Origin of the sequence: Priestia sp. FSL W8-0524 (assembly GCF_038005965.1) — a bacterium.
GTDB lineage: Bacteria > Bacillota > Bacilli > Bacillales > Bacillaceae_H > Priestia > Priestia zanthoxyli.
Genome location: NZ_JBBOUG010000001.1, coordinates 160,140 through 183,052, shown reverse-complemented (window position 1 = coordinate 183,052; position 22,913 = coordinate 160,140). Strand labels below are relative to the sequence as shown.

15 protein-coding genes, 1 tRNA gene and 3 rRNA genes are annotated in these 22,913 nt (G+C 41.1%); all 19 read right to left on the bottom strand.

The window, feature by feature from the left end; genetic code table 11:
• Positions 1 to 204: 204 nt before the first annotated feature.
• The 19 genes from NST66_RS00925 to NST66_RS00835 all read right to left on the bottom strand — a co-directional run bounded on the left by NST66_RS00925 (position 205) and on the right by NST66_RS00835 (position 22,903).
• Positions 205 to 1,977: an extracellular catalytic domain type 1 short-chain-length polyhydroxyalkanoate depolymerase gene (locus tag NST66_RS00925; protein WP_098113527.1), complete on the bottom strand. Its 1,773-nt coding sequence runs from the start codon at positions 1,975 to 1,977 to the stop codon at positions 205 to 207.
• 248 nt (positions 1,978 to 2,225) lie between these two features.
• Complete coding sequence (locus NST66_RS00920; protein WP_098626180.1) at positions 2,226 to 2,723, bottom strand: GNAT family N-acetyltransferase; 498 nt, start codon at positions 2,721 to 2,723, stop codon at positions 2,226 to 2,228.
• A 584-nt stretch (positions 2,724 to 3,307) separates the two neighbouring features.
• Positions 3,308 to 3,913 carry a hypothetical protein gene (locus tag NST66_RS00915; protein ID WP_028412728.1) on the bottom strand — a complete coding sequence of 202 codons (606 nt, stop codon included), beginning with the start codon at positions 3,911 to 3,913 and terminating at the stop codon, positions 3,308 to 3,310.
• A 138-nt stretch (positions 3,914 to 4,051) separates the two neighbouring features.
• A tRNA-Met gene (locus NST66_RS00910) sits at positions 4,052 to 4,128 on the bottom strand.
• Between the two features lie 11 nt (positions 4,129 to 4,139).
• Positions 4,140 to 4,255 (bottom strand): 5S ribosomal RNA (gene rrf, locus NST66_RS00905).
• 63 nt (positions 4,256 to 4,318) lie between these two features.
• Positions 4,319 to 7,254, bottom strand: a 23S ribosomal RNA gene (locus tag NST66_RS00900).
• A gap of 225 nt (positions 7,255 to 7,479) precedes the next feature.
• Positions 7,480 to 9,031: ribosomal RNA gene (locus NST66_RS00895) — 16S ribosomal RNA — on the bottom strand.
• The 16S, 23S and 5S rRNA genes sit together here with 1 tRNA gene alongside, the layout of an rRNA operon.
• A 373-nt stretch (positions 9,032 to 9,404) precedes the next feature.
• The gene (locus tag NST66_RS00890; protein ID WP_098627526.1) at positions 9,405 to 10,418 is read right to left on the bottom strand and encodes a C40 family peptidase; all 1,014 of its coding nucleotides are present in this window, start codon (positions 10,416 to 10,418) and stop codon (positions 9,405 to 9,407) included.
• Between the two features lie 32 nt (positions 10,419 to 10,450).
• Positions 10,451 to 11,524, bottom strand: coding sequence for a dipeptide epimerase (locus tag NST66_RS00885; RefSeq protein ID WP_033580859.1), 1,074 nt, complete (start codon positions 11,522 to 11,524; stop codon positions 10,451 to 10,453).
• A 59-nt stretch (positions 11,525 to 11,583) separates the two neighbouring features.
• Positions 11,584 to 12,750: a DUF819 family protein gene (locus tag NST66_RS00880; protein WP_034264343.1), complete on the bottom strand. Its 1,167-nt coding sequence runs from the start codon at positions 12,748 to 12,750 to the stop codon at positions 11,584 to 11,586.
• 93 nt (positions 12,751 to 12,843) lie between these two features.
• On the bottom strand, positions 12,844 to 13,167 hold the full coding sequence (locus tag NST66_RS00875; RefSeq protein ID WP_028412670.1) for a DUF3870 domain-containing protein: 324 nt from the start codon (positions 13,165 to 13,167) through the stop codon (positions 12,844 to 12,846).
• A 223-nt stretch (positions 13,168 to 13,390) separates the two neighbouring features.
• Entirely contained in the window at positions 13,391 to 14,128 is a 738-nt protein-coding gene (locus NST66_RS00870) for a glycerophosphodiester phosphodiesterase (protein ID WP_028412671.1), read from the bottom strand.
• A gap of 86 nt (positions 14,129 to 14,214) precedes the next feature.
• Positions 14,215 to 15,555 (bottom strand): ABC transporter substrate-binding protein, encoded by a 1,341-nt coding sequence (locus tag NST66_RS00865; protein WP_028412672.1) that lies wholly within the window; start codon positions 15,553 to 15,555, stop codon positions 14,215 to 14,217.
• Positions 15,556 to 15,568: 13 nt separating this feature from the next.
• The gene (locus tag NST66_RS00860) at positions 15,569 to 16,381 is read right to left on the bottom strand and encodes a carbohydrate ABC transporter permease (protein ID WP_033580861.1); all 813 of its coding nucleotides are present in this window, start codon (positions 16,379 to 16,381) and stop codon (positions 15,569 to 15,571) included.
• Positions 16,378 to 17,313: a carbohydrate ABC transporter permease gene (locus NST66_RS00855; RefSeq protein WP_340843023.1), complete on the bottom strand. Its 936-nt coding sequence runs from the start codon at positions 17,311 to 17,313 to the stop codon at positions 16,378 to 16,380. Before NST66_RS00855 ends, NST66_RS00860 begins: the two co-directional genes overlap by 4 nt.
• Positions 17,310 to 18,425 carry an ABC transporter ATP-binding protein gene (locus NST66_RS00850; RefSeq protein WP_028412675.1) on the bottom strand — a complete coding sequence of 372 codons (1,116 nt, stop codon included), beginning with the start codon at positions 18,423 to 18,425 and terminating at the stop codon, positions 17,310 to 17,312. The genes NST66_RS00855 and NST66_RS00850 overlap by 4 nt, the downstream gene beginning before the upstream one ends.
• Positions 18,426 to 18,445: 20 nt before the next feature.
• Complete coding sequence (locus NST66_RS00845) at positions 18,446 to 19,024, bottom strand: glycerol-3-phosphate responsive antiterminator (RefSeq protein ID WP_028412676.1); 579 nt, start codon at positions 19,022 to 19,024, stop codon at positions 18,446 to 18,448.
• 244 nt (positions 19,025 to 19,268) lie between these two features.
• Positions 19,269 to 20,264: a biotin synthase BioB gene (gene bioB / locus NST66_RS00840; RefSeq protein WP_034264346.1), complete on the bottom strand. Its 996-nt coding sequence runs from the start codon at positions 20,262 to 20,264 to the stop codon at positions 19,269 to 19,271.
• A gap of 413 nt (positions 20,265 to 20,677) precedes the next feature.
• Complete coding sequence (locus NST66_RS00835) at positions 20,678 to 22,903, bottom strand: alpha-galactosidase (protein WP_328141539.1); 2,226 nt, start codon at positions 22,901 to 22,903, stop codon at positions 20,678 to 20,680.
• Positions 22,904 to 22,913: the final 10 nt, after the last annotated feature.

Sequence of the window (22,913 nt, the reverse complement as noted above, 5' to 3'; positions counted from 1 at the left end):
TACTTTTATTACGGATTTAATTAATTTTAAACATTTTCTTGTAATATTTCTGACAATTCATTTTTGAATAATGATTAAATTTCATCAAAATCATGTCAAAATTTGAAGAAAACTCTATAAAAAGTTGGAGTTGTATTCGGTGATAAAAGTAACTTATCAGCAAAAAAAAACCTTCTAAAAGCTAACTGCTTTTAGAAGGTTTTTTTACTTATATGAAACAGTTAAAGTTGGAGCATATGCAGGATTGTCGCCCCCATAAATTTCAACTACGTCACTTAAAAAGTCCGCTGAACCTGAGCTTGACAAGCGAAACTGAGTTTTGCCGTTCCTATTCATATATCCCAAAAGTGAGGAAGGAAGTTGAATAGTTGTATATCCATTATCGAGTGAAGGCACTGACATTTGGAAGGCCGCTGAAATAGATGGTGAGGCCTGGTAATCTATTTGTTCTAAAGCACTGCTAGTTCCAAATACACCGCTTTTAATATCGCCTTTCAAAGATGAAATATTACCAGTTGAAGATTTGCGATAAATTTTCAAAGATACATCCGTAATACTTGCATCATCAGGTAAAGAGCTTGTATCAAAAGATAAAATGGTTCGGTATGTGTCGGTATTGTACATTCCCTTATCCCCAATTTTATGAATAGAACTACTCATACCGTCAGCTGATAAATTTCCGATAAATCCATCTTCAGCAGCAAGCGAAGAAAATACTGAGGATTTCTCTGAAGTTCCAGAAATTTGATAAACTTCCGTCTTTACTCCCTCTTGATTACCCGCAGCGTCTACACTAAAAAATTTTATTGTTTTGCTAGAGTTGATGCTAATAGGCTCAGAATACTTTAGAGAATTAACAGTTGGTGTACTTCCATCTAATGTATAGTAAGTGGTGGCAGGTTCATTGGGTGATAATGTGACAGAAACAGAACTTCCATACGTTCCTCCCGCTGGTGAAGCAGCTGTAACCGGCGGGGATATATCTCCTGGATTAGGAGCGTCACCATTCTTCGGATGATTTTTAAAAAAGTTCCAACTTAATTTAGTTGCATTTGGCCCTTTAGGATCTGTATAAGAACCGGATGTACTTCCCCCTGACCAAGCATGCCCCATTCCTTCTATCATGTACTTTTCCATTACTGTTTTTCCTGCTGTATCTTTGTAAATATATTGCGTATAGCTTCTTCCACCAGATACTGTACCTGGTAAAGTTTGATCTGCCGTATCATCAATATTGTTATTATCCAGTCCATCAGACGCTCTATCATTTGTTTGAGCCCATTGCGATAGTATTTGATGCGCATTTATAGGCGCAACAGTGTAGTCAGCTGTCCCATGAAACAAAATAACCGGAACCACTCGCTTATGCTCTCCCATGGCTGAATAGGCTAAATCTCCTTGTTGGATAGGATTAGGACCTCCACTGCTCATTGCTGTATAAGCACCTGTTACACTAGTGGCTGCTTTATATTCTAAGCCCGCCCCAACGCTGATAGCCGCAAATATGTCTGGATAAGTAGCTCCCATAATAACACTCATAGCTGCACCAGCAGATAGCCCTCCAACAAAGACTTGGTCGGCATCTATTGAATAACTGCTTTTTATTTGATTAACCATTCCAGCAATTAACGCTGGTTCACCGCTTCCCCTTGATTGATGAGCAGTATCAAACCAGTTCCAACACTTATTTGAATTAGCAGAAGAGGGCTGTTCTGGATAGAGGACAAAGAACTTCTCTGTTTCTGCCAGTGCATTCATTTGTGTTCCTGCTGCAAATTGATCAGGGTCTTGAGTACAGCCATGTAGCATAACTACTAGAGGTAAGGCAGCACCTCCCTGATAACTGCTAGGTACGTACAGTTTGTATGTTCTTCCGTTATATGTTTTAGAGGTAAAACTTCCTGCGGCTGAAGAAGATACAGCACCTAAAGATAAAAAAAGCATAAAAATCATCCCTGCTATAAATAATCGTTTCATCTTCCTGCTTCCTCCTTATATTGATATGGTTATACTTAGCAGCAAACGTACATATCGGTATGGTATGGAAATGAATAAGAGTTACTAGTAAGATGATAGCAAGGTTTTATGTAATAAAATTTATATTGACTGCACGATTTGCCTACAGTTATGAGGACAAATAAAATCATTCATCTCCAAATAAAGAAAACGCTTACATAAAATTGTAAACGATTGTGTCGATAAATACTATAAAAAAGACATACCTTTTAAAAATAGCCCGGTATGTCTTCTATGGATTGCTTACTTAAGTATTCATATTGTGACTCGCTGCAATTTACCATAGCAATGGATTGAGGATAACGCTGTAAATGAGAAGGGAGCTCCTTAAACCCAAACTGATGATAATATTCAGGAAGAATATCGCTATAAAGCATAAAAATAGCGCTGCGCTTCTCTATCTTCATCTTTTTAAAAAAGTCTTCAAGCATATCTCGGCCATACCCCATTCGTTGATAAAGCTGATGAACAACAACGGACCCAATACCATGCAAAGCAAACTTTAATCGAGGAGTTTGTAAAAGAAGCAAAATAAATGAACCAATAATTTGATTCTCTTCATTTACATATACATACCGAATTCCATATGTTTCTTCTTTTTGATTATCTCTAACATACTCTTTGTACGTCCTGCCTTTAGGCCATGCCGCATATCCCATTTGATAGACTTCTGCCAATTCTTCAGACTTTATTTTTCTTAATAACATGAACATCCCCTCTTTATTTATAATCCCATACGTCAGCAGACATTTTTTATAGAGTTAAAAATAGTTCCTGTATGTATATATTATACTTCATCCTACGGAAGCTTTCTTGCTCGGAGTCCTATTAACAGCTAATATGCAGGCTGCTTTCTCAAAAAACTAGAAAGATTCCTGATAGTTGTTCTTCACCCATATCAGTCATATATGTAAAGATACTCTTTATCATTCCATAAAAACATAGAGATGTAAATATATTTCCAGCTTCACTTAACATTCATTATGTATCACCTATCAAAAAAGAGATTGGGCCATAACGAAATGAATGCAATCTAAAGACGAACAACCCGGATAAATAATCTGGGATGCTTGTTCCGCCGCTGTTGCTTTACGTGCAAGGCTTCGCTTTCCGCGAGCGGGCGATGGAGCCTTGCCCTCCAACCAACAGCTAGAAGCACCTCCTACTGAAACCTACGTTCACCATGACCATTAAAAAACACGAACTATCTATTTTTGATAGATAGTTCGTGTTCAACGTTAACTAAACTGCTTTTGTCCCAGCATCTTTATAGTAAAAGTAATCATCATTTTTAAGCTTTTTCGTTCTCTACATACTCCACTAGATGAAAGAAAAAGCGATATGTAAGAACAAGAGCTTCACCTATTGACATTTTTTCATCAAACTCTTTTATAGCATCTAACTCAATATTCACATCCCATAATCCATCTTTATCATTAAATAAAAGCTGGACGCTTGTTGGGCTTTCATTAAGCTCTTTAGCAAAAAATTGTTTTAGTACAGAACCGAATTTTTTTTGCATATGTAACCCCGTTAATACTTTATATGTGCCAAACACATCATCCACTTCAAAAGAACATCCATCAAGCTTAATAAATTCAAACCATTTTGATTCTACATATAGAAATTCACTTCTGTGTTCTTTCAAGTAAGAAAGAGGAGTATCTAAAAACGAAAGAGGAGATTCTTCTGCGATCAGCTCGTCCGTTTCTTTATCTACTCTTTCGATATAAGAATCTTTAAAACGTGAAGATGCCTCTTTTTCTTCTATCATCAGGTTTTGCGGCACCAACTCTTTTTGCAACGCATATTCCTTTTCTTCTTGATATAGAGATAAAGATTGACCTTGAACGTTCATTTCTTTTTCAATATAAGTTTGAATATTACTTTGTAACATAAAAAACCTCCTGATTAATCTGCATCACTATCTTATATCATAACCTAAACAAGTGTTTATAAATATAGCCAAACAAAAAATCCTTAGGCTATGCCTAAGGATAGTAATAATATATTCAAGTATGTATAAAAGATAATTTGGTTGCGGGGACAGGATTTGAACCTGCGACCTTCGGGTTATGAGCCCGACGAGCTACCGAACTGCTCCACCCCGCGATAATAAAAATGCCTGGCAACGTCCTACTCTCACAGGGACAAAGTCCCAACTACCATTGGCGCTAAAGAGCTTAACTTCCGTGTTCGGTATGGGAACGGGTGTGACCTCTTCGCTATCGCCACCAGACAAGAGATTGCTCTCTCAAAACTAGGTAACAGTTTGCTGAGTAAAGCTTACGCTTTTAAAAGTTTGGTTAAGTCCTCGATCGATTAGTATCAGTCAGCTACACATGTCGCCACGCTTCCACCTCTGACCTATCAACCTGATCATCTTTCAGGGATCTTACTAGCTTGCGCTATGGGAAATCTCATCTTGAGGGGGGCTTCATGCTTAGATGCTTTCAGCACTTATCCCGTCCACACATAGCTACCCAGCGATGCCTTTGGCAAGACAACTGGTACACCAGCGGTGTGTCCATCCCGGTCCTCTCGTACTAAGGACAGCTCCTCTCAAATTTCCTACGCCCACGACGGATAGGGACCGAACTGTCTCACGACGTTCTGAACCCAGCTCGCGTACCGCTTTAATGGGCGAACAGCCCAACCCTTGGGACCGACTACAGCCCCAGGATGCGATGAGCCGACATCGAGGTGCCAAACCTCCCCGTCGATGTGGACTCTTGGGGGAGATAAGCCTGTTATCCCCGGGGTAGCTTTTATCCGTTGAGCGATGGCCCTTCCATGCGGAACCACCGGATCACTAAGCCCGACTTTCGTCCCTGCTCGACTTGTAGGTCTCGCAGTCAAGCTCCCTTGTGCCTTTACACTCTACGAATGATTTCCAACCATTCTGAGGGAACCTTTGGGCGCCTCCGTTACATTTTAGGAGGCGACCGCCCCAGTCAAACTGCCCACCTGACACTGTCTCCCGGCCCGATCAGGGCCGCGGGTTAGAATTTCAATACAGCCAGGGTAGTATCCCACCGACGCCTCCACCGAAGCTAGCGCTCCGGCTTCTCAGGCTCCTACCTATCCTGTACAAGCTGTACCAAAATTCAATATCAGGCTACAGTAAAGCTCCACGGGGTCTTTCCGTCCTGTCGCGGGTAACCTGCATCTTCACAGGTACTATAATTTCACCGAGTCTCTCGTTGAGACAGTGCCCAGATCGTTACGCCTTTCGTGCGGGTCGGAACTTACCCGACAAGGAATTTCGCTACCTTAGGACCGTTATAGTTACGGCCGCCGTTTACTGGGGCTTCGATTCAGAGCTTCTCCCAAAGGATAACCCCTCCTCTTAACCTTCCAGCACCGGGCAGGCGTCAGCCCCTATACTTCGCCTTGCGGCTTCGCAGAGACCTGTGTTTTTGCTAAACAGTCGCCTGGGCCTATTCACTGCGGCTCTCTCGGGCTATACACCCTACCAGAGCACCCCTTCTCCCGAAGTTACGGGGTCATTTTGCCGAGTTCCTTAACGAGAGTTCTCTCGATCACCTTAGGATTCTCTCCTCGCCTACCTGTGTCGGTTTGCGGTACGGGCACCTCCCGCCTCGCTAGAGGCTTTTCTTGGCAGTGTGGAATCAGGAACTTCGGTACTATAATTCCCTCGTCATCACAGCTCAGCCTTTATGATGAGCGGATTTGCCTACTCATCAGCCTAACTGCTTGAACGCGCATATCCAGCAGCGCGCTTACCCTATCCTACTGCGTCCCCCCATTACTCAAACGGCGGGGAGGTGGTACAGGAATATCAACCTGTTGGCCATCGCCTACGCTTTTCAGCCTCGGCTTAGGTCCCGACTAACCCTGAGCGGACGAGCCTTCCTCAGGAAACCTTAGGCATTCGGTGGACAAGATTCTCACTTGTCTTTCGCTACTCATACCGGCATTCTCACTTCTAAGCGCTCCACCAGTCCTTACGGTCTGACTTCGCTGCACTTAGAACGCTCTCCTACCACTGACATCAAAGATGTCAATCCACAGCTTCGGTGATACGTTTAGCCCCGGTACATTTTCGGCGCAGAGTCACTCGACCAGTGAGCTATTACGCACTCTTTAAATGGTGGCTGCTTCTAAGCCAACATCCTGGTTGTCTAAGCAACTCCACATCCTTTTCCACTTAACGTATACTTGGGGACCTTAGCTGGTGGTCTGGGCTGTTTCCCTTTTGACTACGGATCTTATCACTCGCAGTCTGACTCCCATGGATAAGTCTTTGGCATTCGGAGTTTGACTGAATTCGGTAACCCGTTGGGGGCCCCTAGTCCAATCAGTGCTCTACCTCCAAGACTCTTACAACATGAGGCTAGCCCTAAAGCTATTTCGGAGAGAACCAGCTATCTCCAGGTTCGATTGGAATTTCTCCGCTACCCACACCTCATCCCCGCACTTTTCAACGTGCGTGGGTTCGGGCCTCCATTCAGTGTTACCTGAACTTCACCCTGGACATGGGTAGATCACCTGGTTTCGGGTCTACAACCACATACTAAACGCCCTATTCAGACTCGCTTTCGCTACGGCTCCGCCTTATCAGCTTAACCTTGCATGGGATCGTAACTCGCCGGTTCATTCTACAAAAGGCACGCCATCACCCGTTAACGGGCTCTGACTACTTGTAGGCACACGGTTTCAGGATCTCTTTCACTCCCCTTCCGGGGTGCTTTTCACCTTTCCCTCACGGTACTGGTTCACTATCGGTCACTAGGTAGTATTTAGCCTTGGGAGATGGTCCTCCCAGCTTCCGACGGAATTTCACGTGTTCCGCCGTACTCAGGATCCACTCAAGAGGGAACGAAGTTTCAACTACAGGGTTGTTACCTTCTTCGACGGACCTTTCCAGGTCGCTTCATTTACTTCGTTCCTTTGTAACTCCGTATAGAGTGTCCTACAACCCCAAGAGGCAAGCCTCTTGGTTTGGGCTAATTCCGTTTCGCTCGCCGCTACTCAGGAAATCGCATTTGCTTTCTCTTCCTCCGGGTACTTAGATGTTTCAGTTCCCCGGGTCTGCCTTCAATATCCTATGTATTCAGATAAAGATACTGTTCCATTACGAACAGTGGGTTTCCCCATTCGGAAATCTCCGGATCAAAGCTCACTTACAGCTCCCCGAAGCATATCGGTGTTAGTCCCGTCCTTCATCGGCTCCTAGTGCCAAGGCATTCACCGTGCGCCCTTTCTAACTTAACCATTAGCGAATAAATGGTACAACATAAAGTTGTGTTATTTATTGGTTTGATTAAAGAAAAGTTTCACTTTTCCTCAGCAATTACTGTTATCTAGTTTTCAAAGAACAATCGCAACCAAAATTCTTCTTATCTAATAAGAAGAAAGTAGTGTGCTTTCTATAATTGAGAGATTGAACTCTCAAAACTGAACAAAGTGTCAAAACGTACGTCATGTAAAAATCCTTAGAAAGGAGGTGATCCAGCCGCACCTTCCGATACGGCTACCTTGTTACGACTTCACCCCAATCATCTGTCCCACCTTAGGCGGCTAGCTCCTTACGGTTACTCCACCGACTTCGGGTGTTACAAACTCTCGTGGTGTGACGGGCGGTGTGTACAAGGCCCGGGAACGTATTCACCGCGGCATGCTGATCCGCGATTACTAGCGATTCCAGCTTCATGTAGGCGAGTTGCAGCCTACAATCCGAACTGAGAATGGTTTTATGGGATTGGCTTGACCTCGCGGTCTTGCAGCCCTTTGTACCATCCATTGTAGCACGTGTGTAGCCCAGGTCATAAGGGGCATGATGATTTGACGTCATCCCCACCTTCCTCCGGTTTGTCACCGGCAGTCACCTTAGAGTGCCCAACTAAATGCTGGCAACTAAGATCAAGGGTTGCGCTCGTTGCGGGACTTAACCCAACATCTCACGACACGAGCTGACGACAACCATGCACCACCTGTCACTCTGTCCCCCGAAGGGGAACGCTCTATCTCTAGAGTTGTCAGAGGATGTCAAGACCTGGTAAGGTTCTTCGCGTTGCTTCGAATTAAACCACATGCTCCACCGCTTGTGCGGGCCCCCGTCAATTCCTTTGAGTTTCAGTCTTGCGACCGTACTCCCCAGGCGGAGTGCTTAATGCGTTAGCTGCAGCACTAAAGGGCGGAAACCCTCTAACACTTAGCACTCATCGTTTACGGCGTGGACTACCAGGGTATCTAATCCTGTTTGCTCCCCACGCTTTCGCGCCTCAGCGTCAGTTACAGACCAAAAAGCCGCCTTCGCCACTGGTGTTCCTCCACATCTCTACGCATTTCACCGCTACACGTGGAATTCCGCTTTTCTCTTCTGCACTCAAGTTCCCCAGTTTCCAATGACCCTCCACGGTTGAGCCGTGGGCTTTCACATCAGACTTAAGAAACCGCCTGCGCGCGCTTTACGCCCAATAATTCCGGATAACGCTTGCCACCTACGTATTACCGCGGCTGCTGGCACGTAGTTAGCCGTGGCTTTCTGGTTAGGTACCGTCAAGGTACGAGCAGTTACTCTCGTACTTGTTCTTCCCTAACAACAGAGTTTTACGACCCGAAAGCCTTCATCACTCACGCGGCGTTGCTCCGTCAGACTTTCGTCCATTGCGGAAGATTCCCTACTGCTGCCTCCCGTAGGAGTCTGGGCCGTGTCTCAGTCCCAGTGTGGCCGATCACCCTCTCAGGTCGGCTATGCATCGTTGCCTTGGTGAGCCGTTACCTCACCAACTAGCTAATGCACCGCGGGCCCATCTGTAAGTGATAGCCGAAACCATCTTTCAATCATCTCCCATGAAGGAGAAGATCCTATCCGGTATTAGCTTCGGTTTCCCGAAGTTATCCCAGTCTTACAGGCAGGTTGCCCACGTGTTACTCACCCGTCCGCCGCTAACGTCATAGAAGCAAGCTTCTAATCAGTTCGCTCGACTTGCATGTATTAGGCACGCCGCCAGCGTTCATCCTGAGCCAGGATCAAACTCTCCGAAGAAATGTTTGACTTGCTCATTTAAAAAATAAAAATTAACGTTGACGTTTGTCGCTTTGTTCAGTTTTCAAAGTTCAACCGCCGCTCTTAAGCGACTTTATTATTTTATCAAGTTACCGACGTAATGTCAACAACTTTTTAAAATTCTTTTTTCAGCTTCGTTGTTACTGTTATGTCTCAACGACGCTTTATAATAATATAACGCCCTGCACATAAAGTCAATATGTTTCGAGAAGAAAAATGTTTTTTTCTTACTTTACTTCTTCCCCTACTGAGAAGTAGTTAAACGTAAATAATCTAAATTTTCTAATTTTTATTTATACCTATATTAAAAAAGAAGCCCTTCACAAAAAGAGCTTCTTTCTTATCTTACTAATTAAGGTAAATAACGACGTGCACCTGCATACTCTTCAATATACCCCTTCGTGTTCAAAGGAATCATCTCTACTGTCCGCTCGGAGTTCGGCGAATGAATCATCATACCATCTCCCGCATACATTGCTACATGGTGGACGCTTCCTTTCCCTTGGTTATAGGCAAAGAATAATAAGTCTCCGGGTTGAAGATTGTTCATCTCTACTGGTTTCCCTGCTCTAGACTGTGGGCCTGAGTCACGTGGAATTGTAATACCATGGGACTGGTACATCGTAAACGTAAATCCAGAGCAGTCAAATCCAAAACCACTCATGCCAGCCCATAAATATGGAAGATTTAAAAATGCCTTTCCGCTTTCAACAAGCTCCGTGCCAGTTGGTACAGGAATATCTTTTTGAGAAGCGTAGATTTTTCCTGCTTTTGCAGAAACCCATGCTGTCTTTCCATTTGGTTTTAATACTTTATATGCACTCTTTGATTTTACCAAAAGAGGTAAGCGCGTATTATAGCTAACTTCAATACCTTTCTTTTTCAAAGAAGGCGAATGATATAAATAAGTAGTCGGAGCCGTCACCATTACAAAAGGCTTCTTTGCATACTGTTCGTACCTTTTGCTATAGGTTAATTGTTTAGTAGGCATCCACCCGGGATATCCTAATTCATTTCGAGAAGTAGGCTGTCCGTCTACAGCTACTTTGACCCAATCTCCTTGTCTCTCTAAAACCGTTACTTTGTTTCCATATAACGCTTGTGTCTCAAGCATCCCGTCACTAGATAACTGCTGCTTCTGTTTCAAATTCATCGATGTGGTCCACTTCTTCATATCTACAGGATTAGTAGCTGACGGAGCATCCACTTCACGCAAGATGTTGGGTGCTGTCCAAAGAGTAGCTGCTGCGACATCTATATAAGCAGTTTCTTTTTCTTCAGAAGCATGAACAGAAGGAACTGCACTGACTCCAAATGTAGCTAAAATAACTGTTGTTACCGTCAAAAGCCAACGTTTTATATTCATCGTCTCTCTCCTTCTACTATATTACTATCTTTTTATTTTGAGATAGGAACGGTGATTTCTCCTATTCCAGGAAGATCTGATAAGAAAACCTCTTGACCGCTGTACTTTAACACATCCAGTTCAGTTGAAAGCCAAAGAGGAGCATCTAAGTCAAAATACGTGATATTTGGATGAGCGGCTGCCAGATGAGCAGCTGCTCCCACGGAAAGTGATGGTTCCATCATGCTTCCAATCATACACGCAACACCGTTCGCCTCAGCAATACTCGCGATTTTTCTTGCTTCATTAATGCCTCCGCACTTCATTAGCTTAATATTTAAAAGATCCACGTACCGCCCGCTTACAAGCCTTAATGCATCTTTGGCAGAAAATAGACTCTCATCTGCCATAATGGGTACGTTTACTCGTTCAGTCACAAACTTTAACCCTTCCCAATCATGAGCAGCGACAGGCTGTTCTACCAGTTCAATACCAAAGTTGAGAGCTTCCATTTCATTAATTAATTGCACTGCTTGTTTTGGAGTCCATCCTTGATTTGCATCCAACCGAAGTTTTACATGATCCGGAATGACAGATCGAATATGTTTAATACGCTCAAGGTCTAGCTCAGGAATTGAACCTACCTTCACTTTTAAAATGTCAAATCCGTCCGCTGCACTTTTTTGTGCGTCTTCAGCCATTTTTTCAGGTGTATCAACACTTATCGTCATACACGTAGAGATAGGCTGCTTATCGCCCAAGAAAGCATATAAAGGAATGTTGAGAAACTTTGTATAAGCATCATGCAAAGCGATATCAGCAGCCGCTTTAGCACTTGAATTGTGAATACAGCAGCTTTGAATTTTTTTTAAGAGTTTTTGAAACTGACGTATATCCTCCCCTATTAGCGCTAGTTTAATAGGTCCTTGAAGTGCAGCTTGAATGCCTTCTAAAGAATCGCCTGTAATAACATATGTTGGCGAAGCCGCTCCTTTTCCTTTTATTCCGTTTTCTAACTGAATCTCTACACTTATGCTGTCTATCTCTGTTGCTGTTCGAAGCGCTGTTTTAAACGGAACGAGCAGTGGAACGGTTTGATGCTTTACAGTTATGTCTTTAATTATCATTTCAATCGCTTCCTTTCGATTCAGCACACATATTCTTTTATACCTATTTTGGTTTATTCTTAGATCGTCCCTAAAATTTTGGCGATCATCATACCAAAATAAGTACCTAAGAAGGAACCCATCAGAGCCATAATGACTCCTACAGGAATCAGTGCACGGTTATAAGCAGCTGCAAGCATTGGAGCAGACGCCATTCCGCCAATATTAGCTAAACTGGCTACCCCGAGCGTAAATAAATCATATTTAAATAGTTTAGCTAGCAACAGCATGATCACTAAGTGGACGAACATAATGAGAAAACCAGATACTAAGTAAATAGGAGCCTGAGCTAAATTTGAAAAATCTGATTGAGAAGCAATTAACGCTACAACGATGTATAACATAACGTTTGATACATCGAGCGTACCTGGAATTTTTGCCGCTGGAGTTACAGCAAGCACTAAACCAACGACAGAAGCAATCATAATCGTCCAGCTCGTTGCATTAATAACGGCTCCCACTTCAGGCAAACGCCCTCCGATAAATGTAGACAATGCCGAAACGAACAAACCTAGCCCAAGCAAATAAAGAAGATGCTGAAACTGTGGGCCTTCTTTTTCGCTTTCAGATGTTGCTGCGACTTCATCTATACTATTCTCAATAAAGCTGACGTCTGCTTTTGTCCATTTATTAAATTTAGCTGCAAATGGTACAAGCCAAAACATAAACATAACCCATACGGCATAGTTAATCGTATCCATCATAAGAGCGTAGCCAAATATATTTTCTGGAACATCCAAAATCCCTTGAAGGGCAACCATGTTAGCTGACCCCCCGGTCCAACTTCCTGATAAAGCACCAAAAGCTTTCCACGTATCCTCTACATAGAAATTCTTAAAGATGGCATAGACGAGGATAAAGCCTATCATTATACTAAAAACCGCAACGATGAATCCTCCCAGCATTCTTGGACCAAGTTTAATTACACTTCGAACATCACACTTTAACAGCATAAGCATCAGCATAGCAGGAAGAAGTGCATTTTTAACGCCTGCATACATGGCGGCATTTGACTCGCTATCCCCAAATAATCCTGCCGTTTGCATAAGAGCGGCTCCTATATAAATAAGTACAATACCTGGAATAAACTTAAAAAATCCATTGCCTTTAAATCGTTTTTCAATCCCTACCATGAGCGCAGCAAAGGCAGTTAACACACTCACATACATAAATCCATCTTGAATCATTTATTCTTCCCCCTTCATCTCCCCGAAAATGTTTTTATGCAAAACAAAATCCAGCCCAACGTTTGAAAACGTCAGGCTGGATTTCGTCTAGGTCTATGTAGACAAAGCAGCTGTTATTTGCTGATATTTTTTCTGTGCATCATGAAACGCTACCACCAGCGCTTTTTGGGAAGACCCGAAGTAGCGGCTGTTAATGTCGTCTATAAGGGTGGGATCACTTATATGACGTCCAATAAAAATTGATTGAACAAATCGAACGGTTAACTCAATCGTCGCTGAGCATTCCACATCAATAATTTTTCCATTTGTTTTATCAACTACCAATCCTAAAAAATACTGATTGAACTTTTTAGTAATCGGATTGCTTTGAGGAGCTTTGGCATCTCCAATAATATAGATAGTATCTTGATCATACATGATTTTTTATTCCTCCTAAAAGAGATAACAGACGATGCTAGGGACCGGCAAATGAACGTTTGCGGAGCTACGCAACATGTATTCGCTTTCATAAGGAACATTATAATCTACTCTCAATATATCATCTATAAAACAATTTCACAATATAAATTTTATACTATTCAGAATAAAATAATATTTACCCTATAAAAAAGGCCGTACGAATACATACGGCCTTTCTGCGTCATCCTTTGAACATTGTAGAGGAAAAACGGTTAGGGTAATCTGTCATCACTACTTTTACTGAAGCCTGCTGGAGCTTCAAAAAGTCATTCAGTTCATTAATTGTATATACTCGTAAGTCTAATCCTTCTTGCTTTGCTTTTTTCCCGTACGAAGAAAGAGCAAACGACATATCACAGTGCAGGTGCGCACCTATCGATTTTGCTTTTCCAATCGCATCTTCACTCACCCCTTCAAATAAAAATCCTGTTGGGATATATGAATGGAGAGATCTCACTTTAGCCAAGCTATCATAGTTAAAAGATGACAAAATAACTTGATCTTCTAAATCAAACTCATCGATTAGACGAAGAACTTTTTCCTCAAGTTTTGGATAGTAAATTTGGTCATTTTTTAATTCAATGTTCACGGTCATTTCTGTCTTTTTGTCCATCATCCACTCAAACACTTCTATTAACGTGGGAATTGATTGTTTAGAAAAACGAGAATCATACCAGCTTCCAGCATCGAATAACCGCAGCTGTTTATATGAAAATTCTTGAACATATCCCATTCCATTCGTCGTTCTGTCAATTCGTTCATCGTGAATCACTACTATTTCTCCGTCTTTGGTTAGTTGTACATCCAATTCAATACCTGAAACTCGCATTTTCCTAGCTTCTTCAAATGCGATCATTGTATTTTCAGGATATCGTCCGCTAAAGCCGCGATGCGCATAAAGATCAATTGAATTATTCATTGTCCTCTATCTCCCCTAACTAGTCATTCACTAAATAAAAAGCTCGTCCTCAAAATAACTTGAAAGACGAGCTTCGTAATCATACGTTATTTTTGATTGGCTACTTCTAATGCTCTATTCGTTTCTTTTGCTGCTTGATCAAGTGCTTGTTTCGGCTTTACTCCCTGGTACAGGCTTTCCATTCCTGTTACTACCTTTTGGCGTGATTCCGGAAATACCGAAATTAAAGCGCCTTGTGTTGCCGGAGTTGATTTAGTTTTATGAAGCTGATCAACCGTCACTTTTAGTTGAGGATATTTTTTCCATTCTTTCTTTACGATTTCTTGATCATATGCTTTAGGATTAACCGCAAAATAGCCACTTTCCACGTGCCATTTTGCCTGAACTTCTGGTGTTGCTAAATATTTCATGAAGTCCCACGCCGCTTTAGATGTTTCATCACTAATTCCTTTAGACATCCATAAAGATGCTCCCCCGATAGCTACTCCTTGGCGATCCTCTTCTTTTGGCACAGGAAGATCTGATACACCCACATCAAATGGAGCATTGTCTACTAATGTTTTAATACCTGCTGATGAATCTAAAAACATTGCAATTTTTTTAGATTGAAATGCTGCGCGCATATCGTCCCAGTTTTGCCCTACATTGTAGAAGGTACCTTCTTTGTACATGTCATTGATTAAATTAAATGCGTTTTGTCCTTCTTTTCCATTAAATACTGCCTTCTCGGCATCCCCTTTACGACCGTTTTCGTGATCTACATACAAACCGCCTTGAGAAGCAACTAGCTCTTCAAAGAACCATCCGTAATTTAGAATTGAAAAACCGTATTGTGATGTTTTATTTCCTTGTTTCTCTGTTAGTTTCTTTGCAGCTGCCTTTAATTCATCATACGTTTTTGGTGGATTTTCAGGATCTAACCCTGCTTTTTTAAAGGCATCTTTGTTGTAAACTAACACAGGTGTTGAAGAGTTAAACGGCATTGAATATTGCTTTCCATCTACTTGGTAATAGCTTGAAATATTTTTCTCCCACTGTGAAGTATCGTAGTGGTCTTCATCAATAAATTTTTGAACAGGCTGAACCTTACCACTGTCTATCATGAATTTCGTTCCTACTTCGAACGTTTGCATGATAGCAGGTGCATCTTTAGTTCCTGCTACCGTATTAAATTTTGTTTGTGCTTCCTCATACGTTCCTTGGAAAACGGGCTTTACTTCAACTTTATCCTGAGATTTATTGTACTCATCGACTATTTTATTGAGTGATTTTTCAAGGTCACCGCTCATGGCGTGCCAAAAAACGACTTCTGTTTTACCTGATGCTGTTTTTTTAGTTTCTTGCGCTTCCGAAGAACCAGTTGAGTTTGAGCAAGCGCCTAGAATGACCAGCAAGCATGCCGTTACGATAGCCAATATCTTTTTCATCACATTCACTCTCCTATTTAATTGCACCTTGTGTTAATCCTTTTTGAAGACGTTTTTGACCTAGGAATAATAGTAATAATGTCGGTATAATAACAACCACGACAGCAGCCATAACCACTCCCCAATCAGTTGAAATCTCCTGCGTTTGCATTTGTTTTAAACCAATCTGAACGGTACGAACATCCTCTGTATTTGTCACTAACAGTGGCCATAAATACATATTCCATGTTGTTAAAAAGCTATATACGCCAAGCGTAACTAGACTTGTTTTAGAAACAGGAAGCACAACATTCCAAAAGAAACGAAAGCGGCTGATCCCTGCGACTTGAGAAGCTTCATACAGCTCGCCCGGAATGGTTTTAAACTGTTGACGCAATAAAAATGTTCCAAATGCTAAGGCGAAAAAAGGAATTGTTAATCCCAAATAGTTATTAATCCAGCCTAGCTTTTGTGCTGTTAAAAAGTTAGGAACCATCGTTGCTTCCCATGGAATCATCATCGTAGAAATAAAGAGAAAGAAAATAGTATCTCTTCCTTTAAATTTAATAAATACAAATGCAAAAGCAGCCAAACTTGAAACTAACAGCTGCCCGGCCATGACAAAAATAGATACAGCAAAACTGTTAATTAAATAATGAAGCAGCGGAACTTTTTCAAAAGCATCCCGATAGTTTTCAAATGAAAAAGATGACGGCCAAATCTTCCCTTCTAACACTTCCGCTCCACTCATAAAACTAATGGAAAAAGCGTATAGGATAGGAAACATCAATACTAAAGTAGCTGCAATGAGTAACAAATAAGTTGTCCATTTTCTCGTGATGCTCATTGATAATGTACCTTCCTTTCTCCAAGCTTGAATTGAAGAGCGGTAACCAGTAGAATACAGAAAAATAAAATTGTAGCTTGAGCACTTGCAGAGCCAACATTATAGTTTACAAATGCATCTTTGTAGATTGAATAAACAATGACATTTGTGGAATCTGTAGGCCCGCCTTTTGTTAAAATGTCAATTTGTCCAAACGTTTGAAACGCGTTAATAAACGAAACGGTGATAATAAAAAACAGCGTTGGCGAAAGCATAGGAAGCGTAATTTTACGGAGCTGATACCAATAGCTAACTCCAGCAATACGCGCGTTTTCATACAGCTTTTCATCAATATTTTGTAACCCGCCAAGTAAAATTAAAAAGGTAAACCCAATGTTCATCCAAATCGTAGAGATGGACACAGCAATCAGCGCATACTTAGGATCTAATAACCACTGCACATCATGAATGCCTACAAGATTTAATACTTTATTAATAACACCGATTGTCGGGTTATACATAAACATCCAAATTACAGAAGAAGCCGCTACGCTCATTCCCATCGCAGATGAAAACATTGTTCTGAAAAAACCAATTCCTTTTAGCTTTTCATTTGCGATTAGCGCTAGGAATAATGCAATAATTAAGCCAATAGGCACCGTGTATAGTACAAATAAAAAAGTGGCTTTCATACTTTGTAAAAAGTTTGGATCTGTAAATAGATAAAAGAAATTTTGTAATCCTACAAATTTCAAGGGATTTCCCTGTGTGTCTGTAATAAAAAGACTTAAATATAAGGTCTTAATCATTGGGTAGAAAAGAAATACACCAAATAACAATAATGATGGCAGCAAGTAAGATAATCCTACCAATAGGTTAGGCATTGACTTCTTTTCTTGTGGATTTGATGAAACAGAAACAGGCGAGTTTGCTGTTTTGGTAACAGCACTCATACAAATGCCCCCTTTACAGTTAAATCTTCCGTTGATGGTTCATAGTGCAAGCATGAACCTGTATCACTATCAAATAAAAACAGGTGTTTTGGATCGATAAAAATAGGGACGCGCTCTCCCACTTTTATATTCCATTGACCGTTCCACTTAGCCATCCACTGTTTGTCTCCCATTTGAAATGTAAGCAGTGTTTCCGTTCCTAGAATTTCGACATTATCTACCTCTACGATAAAGCTGGTGTTGTCGTTTGTCGCAAGCTGAACGTGCTCAGGTCTTACTCCAACCACAACTTCCTTTTTACCGCTAAGGTTGTTGTATGATGCACTCATAGAAATAGCTCTTCTATCTTCAAAAACGAGTAAGTTATTTTCTATAGAAACGTTTGATAAGTTCATAGGGGGAGAACCTATAAACGACGCTACGAACGTGTTTGCCGGTGCATTGTAAATATCGAGCGGACGCCCAACCTGCTGAATATTACCTCCATTTAAAATCATCATTCGATCCGCCATCGTCATCGCTTCCGTTTGATCATGCGTGACATAAATCATCGTAATACCTAACTTACGCTGAATCTGGCGAATTTCTGATCTCATCTTTGCTCGCAGCTTCGCATCCAAGTTGGATAACGGCTCATCCATCAGGCAAATAGGTGAATGAGTAACTATAGCACGTGCGAGTGCTACACGCTGACGCTGTCCTCCCGAAAGCTGTCTAGGCTTTCGTTTTAAATATTCACTTAAACCAAGCATTTCTGCTGCTTCCCTGCAGCGCTTGTGCTGTTCTTGCTTTGAAATCTTCTTTGTATGCAGACCAAAAAGAATATTTTGTTCTACTGTCAAATGCGGATATAAAGCATAGTTTTGAAACACCATGGACAAATCGCGCTGACTTGGAAGCAGTTTATTTGCTTTTACATCCCCGATTAGCAACTCTCCCTGTGTGACTTCTTCTAATCCGGCAATCATTCGCAGCATTGTACTTTTCCCGCACCCTGAAGGACCTACTAATACGAAGAATTCTCCAGGTTCAATTGTGACATTAATATCTTGAATGACATTTGTTTTTTGATCGTATGACTTTCCAACGTTAACTAACTCTACTTTTTTCATTAAAAACGCTCCTTTCTCGCTCATTCATATTTTTTCCATAGCCATGATTTTCCTGTAGAAACTGCCGTAGCCCCTGCTTTTAAAGCAGCTTGGATATGGCTTTCATTTTGAATGAGTCCACCTGTAATAATAGGGATACTTGTTTTTTTAACGATTTTCTCTATCATCTCCGGAATCAATCCTGGCATTAGTTCTAATGCATCCGGTTTAATATCTTGAACGGTTTTTAACCCCTGTGCTACTGCGTCTGTATCCACTAAAAACAGCCGCTGAATAGCAACCAGCCCTTCCTGTTTTGCGTAATTAATGAGTGAACTTTTAGTGGTTACGATACCTGTGGGCTTTACAAACTTAGCGAGAAATTTAAGCCCTTCCCGGTCATAGCTAATTCCCGGAATTTTTTCAATGTGTAAGAAAACCGTTCGATTATGCTGTTTGAGTAAATCTACATAGCGTTTAATTACACTGATGTTTCCCGTTAATAAAAAGGCGGCCTGGATCTCTGTTTCTAAAAATTGCTCTAAATTTTTCGGACTTTTAATGGATGCAATTAAACGATCTTGTCCAAGCTGTTGTAAGAAATCTGCTTCCTTATTCAAAACGATTCCTTCCTTTCATTTATAAAAAAACCACAAAAAACGCATAGGATGTTTATATAGACCTATTGTTTTTTGTGGTTTCTCAATTTCATAACCTTAGTAACTATTCACTTATCGTTCACATGTTTTATAATAATGGTTATTTGTGAAGGCAATATAAAGAAGCTGTTGAGTTTTGTAAAGTAAACGTATAGTTCCTGTAAATCTGCTGAAGATAAAAAAAGCCGTTGATTTCTCAACGGCTTCACAGTGCACATTCTTCGATTTCAAATCCTAAATCTTCAATTAATCCCCAGTCAGCTGTAGGTTCTTGACCTTGAGTCGTTAAATAATCGCCTACAAAAATTGAGTTTGCAGCAAACAAACCAAGCGGCTGAAGTGATCTGAGGTTAACTTCTCTGCCTCCTGAAATTCGAATTTCTTTGGTTGGATTTACAAAACGCATCATCGCTAACAGCTTTAAGCATTGCATTGGCTTTAACGCCTTTTTGTCTTCTAGAGGCGTTCCTGGAACGGCAACAAGAAAATTGCATGGAATAGAATCTGCATCTAACTTTTTAATTTGAAAAGCTAATTCAACGGCTTGTTCATTTGTCTCGCCCATTCCAAAAATTGCACCGGAACAAGGTGACAAACCTGCTTTTTTAGATGTAGTAACCGTATCGACTCGATCTTCATAGCCATGCGTAGAACAAATATTGTCATAGTTATCAGCGTGAGTATTTAAATTATGATTATAGCGATGAACACCCGCCTCGACTAGTTCGTGTGCTTGATCATCTGTTAAAAATCCTAGACAGGCACAGATTTTCAAGTCTGTCTTTTGACGAATTTCCTTTACCGCTCCCACTACGTGCGCTACTTCTTTATCAGTAGGGCGGCGGCCTGACGCTACGATACAATATGTACCTGCTTTTCTTTTTTGAGCTTCAAAAGCACCTTCTACAATTTTCTCTTTTGTTAACCACGCATACTTATCAATGGGCGCTTCTGATACAATCGACTGCGAACAATATCCACAGTCTTCTGGGCATAAACCCGATTTAGTATTAATAATCATATTAAGCTTTACTTTTTTTCCATAATGATGATGACGAATTAAGTACGCGGCATTCATGACCTCTAACACTTCTTCATCCGGTACATAAAGAAGTTGAAGCGCTTCTTTATATGTAATTTCTTTCCCTTTAATAATAGACTGAGCAAGTGCTTTCCAATCTCTTAAACTTGTGGTTTCCATCGATTCCCCTCCACTTTAGTAAACTAAAAAAATATAAAGTTAACAATTATAACTAAAAGTTACCATTATCACGCCTTTTATGTCAACACTTCATAAATAATAGTTAACTTAAAGAGGCTGGGACAAAAGTAGTTGAGCCCAAGTAAAAAACGAACCATTCATCAACCTGTTTGATGAGTGGTTCGTTTTTTTTTTGATGATGCATATCGTTTTATTTGTTTCGTTCCTTCTAGCAGTTGATTGGAGGGCAAGGCGAAGACTCCTGCGGGAAAAGCGGAACAGGTGAGACCCCGCAGGAGCGAAAGCGAAGCCTTGCACGGAAATCAATTGCGGTGTCATAAGCAGTCCAGCTCATGTATCTCATTTGTTCATCTTTCGATTGGATTTATTTCGTTATGTCCCAGCCTCTTTGCTTATTGCGCTTGCAGTGTGTAAATAACCGATACAAAGTCTCCAGATTTTTTATCGTATGCTTCAACACCCGGATATTCATGAGTTAGAGCAATTCCTGCGTACATGAGCTCATCTCCATAAGCTGTTTGGTCTGTTTCCATCACTGTATATTCATAATCAGGATGAAGCCCTTTTAGCTCAATGCGTTCATAAGAAGGATTTGATCTAGCTAATACTTGATAATAACCGATGATTGCCTGCTTTTGATCGGATGAAACAACCATCCAGCTCGTCACATTTCCATCTTGTTCAAACGGACTTTTTAATCGATAGAATCTTCCATTTTGAATAAGAGATCGGTATTTTTTATAATACTGAATTTGTTTTTTTACCGTTTCTTTTTCATCTTCTGTCATCAGCGTAACATCTAATTCATAACCGAATGCGCCAAAATACGCAACGTCTCCTCTTGTTTCTAGACTTGTTACTCTGCGTACTTGATGATTTGGTACGGCTGATACGTGTGCTCCCATTGAACTGATTGGATAAGCAAAAGACGTGCCGTACTGAATTTTCAGACGTTCAACCGCGTCCGTGTTATCGCTCGTCCAAGCTTGAGGAGCATAATAAAGCATTCCCGGATCAAATCTAGCGCCCCCGCTTGCACACGATTCAAATAAAATATCCGGAAACTTCTTTGTTAGTCGCTCATACAAATCATATACTCCTAAAATGTAGCGATGTACTACTTCAAACTGGCGATTCGCGGGTAGCCCAACAGATCCAATCTCCGTTATATTTCGGTTCATATCCCATTTTATATACGAGATAGGTGCTTCACTTAAAATAGCTTCCATTCGTTCATAAATATAATTCACTACTTCTTCTCGTGAAAAATCAAGCACATATTGATTTCGTCCATGAGACTGATGACGATTTGGCACATGAATCAACCAATCTGGATGCTTTTCATACAAGTTGCTTTGCTTTGAAATCATTTCAGGTTCAAACCATAATCCAAAGTCCATACCTAAATCCGTTACTTTTTGAGCCAATGATTTCATACCGCCCGGAAGCTTATTTTCATCTACAAACCAGTCTCCAAGAGAAGTTGTATCATCATTACGTTTACCAAACCAGCCGTCATCCAACACAAAAAGTTCAACGCCCAGCTTTTGTGCTTCTTTGGCAATGTGTACAATTTTCTCTTCGTTAAAATCAAAATACGTCGCTTCCCAGTTATTAATTAAAACTGGTCGCTCTAAATCCCGCCATTTTCCTCTAGCGAGACGCTTGCGATAAAGCTCATGATACTCTTGGCTAAGACCGTTTAGCCCGTTATTTGAATAAGCCAATACTAGTTCTGGTGATTGAAAAGTTTGTCCACTTTCTAGTCGCCACTGAAAATCAAAAGGATGAATACCCATCGTTATTCTTGATACATTATAGTGATCTACTTCCACTTGTCCAAGAAAGTTTCCGCTGTATACAAGACTAAAACCGTACGCTTCTCCACTGTGTTCAGTTGCAGCTGGATTCTTTAAAATTAAAAATGGGTTTTGCTGACTGCTGCTTGTACCTCTCGCACTAGAAATACTTTGAATACCCGGCTGAAGCATTCTTGTTTTCACGTGTCTCTCTCGAATCCAAGCACCGGAAAGCTGAACCATTTCATAGTTTGATGTGGGCAAATCAATGCTGCCGCTCATGATACGCAAAATATCGACTGGTTCTTCTCCTCTATGTTCAAATCGTGCGTGACGCGTAATAATATTTCGGTCTTCGTAAACGGTATACGTTAAAATAAGTGATGCATTGAGCAATTTATCAATCAGTTCAACTTCTACACTCGTGGCTTCACTCTCTTCTTCTACGTATGTAGCAGGTAAGCCGTTTAATGACTTCTTGCCCTTGTAAATTTTATGGTTATCGTATTCAAAATTGGTGACTCGGCTTCCGTTTTGCTGAAGAAGTTGGTAGGCTGGCTCTCTGAAGTCTGTTGTCCCATAAGAAGGATACTCTTGTTTGATTGTTTCAAGAGAAAATGCTAGTTCTCCTTCATAGACCGAAGCGCTAGCTCCTCTTGTTTCCACACGTAAAAAATGCTGAAAAGACGGACGGTGCTTAAGCTTTTTTCCATAGTATAAGTGACCAAGCTGCTCGTTTCTCAACACTGAAAAGATATAACTTACATCGCGGCCCTGCAGGTGAAACTCCTTTGTACGTTCATTAAATAAGATCCCCACTTTATCTCTC

Excerpts from the sequence above, each read along its gene's own strand:
- NST66_RS00865 (WP_028412672.1), bottom strand. The coding sequence starts at position 15,555 with ATGAAAAAGATATTGGCTATCGTAACGGCATGCTTGCTGGTCATTCTA.
- NST66_RS00920 (WP_098626180.1), bottom strand. The coding sequence starts at position 2,723 with ATGTTATTAAGAAAAATAAAGTCTGAAGAATTGGCAGAAGTCTATCAA.
- NST66_RS00850 (WP_028412675.1), bottom strand. The coding sequence starts at position 18,425 with ATGAAAAAAGTAGAGTTAGTTAACGTTGGAAAGTCATACGATCAAAAA.
- NST66_RS00860 (WP_033580861.1), bottom strand. The coding sequence starts at position 16,381 with ATGAGCATCACGAGAAAATGGACAACTTATTTGTTACTCATTGCAGCT.
- NST66_RS00880 (WP_034264343.1), bottom strand. The coding sequence starts at position 12,750 with ATGATTCAAGATGGATTTATGTATGTGAGTGTGTTAACTGCCTTTGCT.
- NST66_RS00885 (WP_033580859.1), bottom strand. The coding sequence starts at position 11,524 with ATGATAATTAAAGACATAACTGTAAAGCATCAAACCGTTCCACTGCTC.
- NST66_RS00855 (WP_340843023.1), bottom strand. The coding sequence starts at position 17,313 with ATGAGTGCTGTTACCAAAACAGCAAACTCGCCTGTTTCTGTTTCATCA.
- NST66_RS00915 (WP_028412728.1), bottom strand. The coding sequence starts at position 3,913 with ATGTTACAAAGTAATATTCAAACTTATATTGAAAAAGAAATGAACGTT.
- NST66_RS00890 (WP_098627526.1), bottom strand. The coding sequence starts at position 10,418 with ATGAATATAAAACGTTGGCTTTTGACGGTAACAACAGTTATTTTAGCT.
- NST66_RS00870 (WP_028412671.1), bottom strand. The coding sequence starts at position 14,128 with ATGAATAATTCAATTGATCTTTATGCGCATCGCGGCTTTAGCGGACGA.
- NST66_RS00875 (WP_028412670.1), bottom strand. The coding sequence starts at position 13,167 with ATGTATGATCAAGATACTATCTATATTATTGGAGATGCCAAAGCTCCT.
- bioB (WP_034264346.1), bottom strand. The coding sequence starts at position 20,264 with ATGGAAACCACAAGTTTAAGAGATTGGAAAGCACTTGCTCAGTCTATT.
- NST66_RS00925 (WP_098113527.1), bottom strand. The coding sequence starts at position 1,977 with ATGAAACGATTATTTATAGCAGGGATGATTTTTATGCTTTTTTTATCT.